Raw genomic sequence first — 3,526 nt, 5'->3', positions numbered from 1 at the left:
CCACCGCCGTGCCCGCGAGCACTCCCACCGGGTCGAGCGGGTACACGCCGAGTCCGATGACCGGCATCGCGCCGGTGACCGCGAGCCAGGCGGCGGCGCCGCTCGTGGCGTGCGTGATGCCCATCATGACGTGCTGCGTGCTCCCGGTCGGCCCTCGAACGGCCGATCGGCCGTCGACCAGTCTGCACGGTCCCGGTGACATCCGGCGGAGGCGCGTCGTGCCCGAATTGGGGTGGGCGCGGTGCCCGCGTGCGGGTCTAGGCTGGCGCCGTCACGCTGCATCGGCGCTGAGGCAGGGGATGGAATGCGACGCAGGGGAACGATGGCGTTCGGCGCGCTCGTCGCGATGTCGGCGGTGCTGCTGAGCGGATGCACCGTGGGCGCGGCCGCGCCGTCGGCGACGCCGCTCTCGACCGACCGACCTGGCTACGGCAACCCGCCAGCCGACGCGCTCGCCGAGGTGACCGACGAACAGGTGGAGGCCGCGATCGAGGCCATCCCCGGCCGCATCGAGGAGCTGATGGAGACGTCGGGCGTTCCCGGGCTGGCGATCGCCGTCGTGTACGACGGCGAGACGGCCTACTCCGACGGATTCGGCGTGCGAAACCTCGACACCGGGGAGCCCGTCGACACCGACACCGTGTTCCAGATCGCGTCCATGTCGAAGTCGGTGGGTGCCACGGTGGTCGCGCACGAGGTGACCGAGGGCGTCGTCTCGTGGGACACGCCGGTCGTCGAGCACCTGCCCGAGTTCGCGCTCGCCGATCCGTGGGTCACCGAGCACGTCACGATCGGCGACCTCTACGCCCACCGCTCCGGGCTGTACAAGCACGCCGGCGACGAACTCGAGGACCTCGGGTACGACCGGGCCGAGGTGCTCCAGCGTCTGCGGTACACCCCACTGTCGCCGTTCCGTTCGACCTACGCCTACGGGAACTACGACATCACCGCCGCAGCCGAATCCGTCGCGAACGCGGCCGGCGTCGACTGGGCGGACCTCTCGGAGCAGGTGCTCTACGAGCCGCTCGGCATGTCGGCGACGAGCTCGCGGTTCGACGACTTCATGGCGAGCGACGATCGCGCCGATGGCCACATCCTCGACGGCGACGAGTGGATCGTGACCCCGAGCCAGCGCCAGCCCGACGCGCAGTCGCCGGCGGGCGGCGTCAGCTCGACCGTCACCGACATGGCGACGTGGCTGTCGATGCTGCTCGATGCATCGGGTCCGGATGCCGCGGCGAACGACGTGCTGACCCCCGAGGCGCTCCTGCCCGCGATCACGGCGCAGTCCATGGCGGGGCCGGCGCAGCTCGGCTACCAGCGCTCGGGCTTCTACGGGTACGGCTTCAACGTCGGCGCCACCGCGGGGGGCCTTCCTTCGGTGAGCCACTCGGGCGCCTTCGCGCTCGGCACGGGCACCACGTTCAGCAGCCTGCCCGGGGCCGGCCTCGGGGTGGTGGTGCTCACGAACGGCTCGGCGAACGGCTTGGCCGAGTCCGTCGCGGCCGACTTCATGGACCTGGCCCAGTTCGGCGAGACCCGCCAGGACTGGTGGAAGCTCTACTCGGGGCAGCTCGGGCCGCTCAGCGACCCGGTGGGCGAGCTCGTCGGCCAGTCGCCGCCGGCGGATGCCGCGCCGGCCCGCCCGCTCGCGGAGTACGCCGGCGACTACGCGAACGAGTACTTCGGCACCGCCCGCGTCACAGTGGTCGGCGACTCGCTCGAGCTGACGGTCGGCCCCGGCACCGTGGTGTGGCCGCTCGAGCACTGGGACGGTGACGTCTTCACGTTCGAGCCGTTCAGCGAGAACGCCCCGCTCGGCAGTGTGTCGCAGGCGACGTTCGACGGCGAGAACCTCGTGATCGAGCTGCTGAACGAGCACCAGCTGGGCACGTTCACGCGCGCCGGCTGAGCATCCGCCGTCGGTCGAGCGCCCGCGTCAATCGTCGAAGCCCCGCGCCACGAGCGCCTCGCCGAGGTGCTCGGCGGTGCGCAGCGACCGCACGATCACGGGCACCGCGAGCGCCAGCACGGAACCCTCCGCGCCGCGCGCCTTCCGGGCGTCGAGCACCTCCCGCACGAGCTCGGTCAGCAGCGGCACGCAGCGGATGGCGAGGGCGAGCGCGAGGCCCACGCGGTCGGCGTCGATCCAGCGCCGGAACGGTCGCAGCAGCGCCTGCATCGCATCGAGCGTCGCCGTCACGGGGGTCGTGAGCGTGTAGAGGGCGGCGAGCGCCACGGCGAGCACGAGGCGGGCGGCCATGACCGCGGCAGCCTCCCAACCGTTGAAGAGCACCTGCAGCGGCACGGCGAACGCGAGCACCCACAAGATCGGCACCACCTGGCGCCAGGCGAGCGCGAACGGCACGCGGGCGACCGCGAAGAGCGCGATGACGAGCACGGATGCCGCCCCGAGCCACCACGGCGACCCGGCCAGCGCGATCGTGGCGACGAGCACGGCGAGCACCCCGAGCTTGAGGAGGGCGGGGGCGCGGTGCAGGAACGAGCTGCCCGGATGGAACACGCCGATCATCGTCACCTGCTCATCCGATGAGGGCCCGGTAGGCGTCGAGCGCGGCGCGCGGCACGTCGTCGGCGACGACCCGGCCGGCCTCCATGACCACGACGCGGTCGAACGACTCGAGCAGGTCGAGCTGGTGGCTCACCACGATGAGCTGCTGGTCGAGGGTCTCGAAGTGCTCGGCGATGCGCCGGGCGTTGCGGGCATCGAGGAGGGTCGTGGGCTCATCCGCCACGACCACGGCCGGCTCGGCGACGAGCACCGACGCGATGGCGAGCAGCTGCTTCTGCCCGCCCGAGAGCCGGTGCGCCGGGCGGTCGGCGAGGTCGGTGAGCCCGGCGCGCTCGAGGGCCGCATCGACGCGCGCCGTGGCATCCGCCGGCTCGAGCCGGTGTCGACGCAGCGTGAACGCGACGTCCTCGCGCACGGTCGGCATCACGATCTGGTTGTCGGCGTTGGTGAACACGAAGCCGACACGGCGCCGCACCTCGCGGCCCTGGCGCCGCACGTCGAGTCCATCGACGAGGACCCGCCCCGTCGACGGCGTCACGAGCCCGTTGATCATGCGCGCGAGCGTCGACTTCCCCGAGCCGTTGGCGCCGACGATGCCGATCCGCCGCTCCCGCAGGACGAGCGACACGTCGTCGACGACGCGCTCGGCGCCGAAGTCGTGACTCACGCCCTCGAACCCGATCTCGCTCATGCCATCCGCTCCACGATCATCGCGATGCCCTGCCCGCCGCCGATCGAGCAGGCGGCAAGGCCGGGGCGCGCATCGTCGGCGGCGGCCATGCGCGCGGCGAGCCGCACGAGCAGCACGGCACCGGATGCCCCCCACGGATGTCCGAGCGCGATGGCACCGCCATCGGCCGAGACGAGCTCCTCGTCGAGGCCGAGGTCGTCGCTCACGGCGAGCAGTTGCGCGGCGAACGCCTCGGTGACCTCCACGAAGCCGAGATCGCCGACCGTCATGCCGGCGCGCGTGAGCGCGGCGCGGGCCGCGGG

The 3,526-nt window shown here is 72.5% G+C and carries 3 protein-coding genes and 1 pseudogene; 1 reads left to right on the top strand and 3 read right to left on the bottom strand.

What is annotated here, in order from left to right; translation table 11 throughout:
* Window positions 1-304 precede the first annotated feature (304 nt).
* Window positions 305-1,912 carry a serine hydrolase gene (locus tag GH736_RS19380; RefSeq protein ID WP_159606263.1) on the top strand — a complete coding sequence of 536 codons (1,608 nt, stop codon included), beginning with the start codon at window positions 305-307 and terminating at the stop codon, window positions 1,910-1,912.
* A 27-nt stretch (window positions 1,913-1,939) separates the two neighbouring features.
* On the opposite strand, the gene GH736_RS19375 is transcribed toward GH736_RS19380, so the two are convergent.
* The 3 genes and pseudogenes from GH736_RS19375 to GH736_RS19365 form a co-directional block, all read right to left on the bottom strand.
* Window positions 1,940-2,533 (bottom strand): energy-coupling factor transporter transmembrane component T family protein, encoded by a 594-nt coding sequence (locus GH736_RS19375; RefSeq protein ID WP_159606265.1) that lies wholly within the window; start codon window positions 2,531-2,533, stop codon window positions 1,940-1,942.
* Between the two features lie 10 nt (window positions 2,534-2,543).
* A complete protein-coding gene (locus GH736_RS19370) occupies window positions 2,544-3,224 on the bottom strand; it encodes an energy-coupling factor ABC transporter ATP-binding protein (protein ID WP_159606261.1) in 681 nt (226 codons plus the stop codon).
* Window positions 3,221-3,526: pseudogene (locus GH736_RS19365) on the bottom strand (acetyl-CoA C-acyltransferase); the annotation flags it as partial. The pseudogene GH736_RS19365 and the gene GH736_RS19370, both read right to left, overlap by 4 nt.

This window comes from Agromyces humi (assembly GCF_009720255.1).
In the GTDB taxonomy this organism is placed as follows: Bacteria; Actinomycetota; Actinomycetes; order Actinomycetales; family Microbacteriaceae; genus Agromyces; species Agromyces humi.
This window is presented reverse-complemented; position numbering and strand designations above follow the sequence as displayed.